This is a genomic window from Nocardioides sp. CPCC 206348 (assembly GCF_048654705.1).
Classification (GTDB): Bacteria; Actinomycetota; Actinomycetes; order Propionibacteriales; family Nocardioidaceae; genus Nocardioides.
This window is the reverse complement of sequence record NZ_JBMCZA010000235.1, coordinates 13,985-14,309: the sequence shown is the minus strand read 5'-3', so window position 1 is coordinate 14,309 and position 325 is coordinate 13,985. Positions and strand designations below refer to the sequence as shown.

At 72.0% G+C, this 325-nt stretch carries 1 pseudogene; it reads right to left on the bottom strand.

The annotated features are described in order from the left end of the window. Positions 1–69: 69 nt before the first annotated feature. Positions 70–325: pseudogene (locus ACOADB_RS27010) on the bottom strand (NADH:flavin oxidoreductase); the annotation flags it as partial.

The window sequence follows — 325 nt, the reverse complement described above, 5'->3', positions numbered from 1 at the left end:
CGAAAAGCACCGCACCCCCGGGACTCAGCGAGCCCCGGGGGTGCGGCGTGCAGCCAGCAGAGTTGCGCCTCACGCCAGCTGGGTCACCTCGCGCCGGAACGGCACGACGTCGTTGGACGGCAGTACGGCGTCGAACTCCTCTGCCGCACGGCGTCCGGACCAGACCGCGGCAGCAATGGTGCCGGGGGCCCAGGCGTCGCCGATGCCGCGCACGGACAGCAGCTCGCCGGCGTCACGTCGACCCACGAGGTCGAGGTAGAGCTCCTCGCGGGGCAGGCGTGCGGTCACCATCACGACCGCGTCGCACTCGATCTCGCGGGTCTGA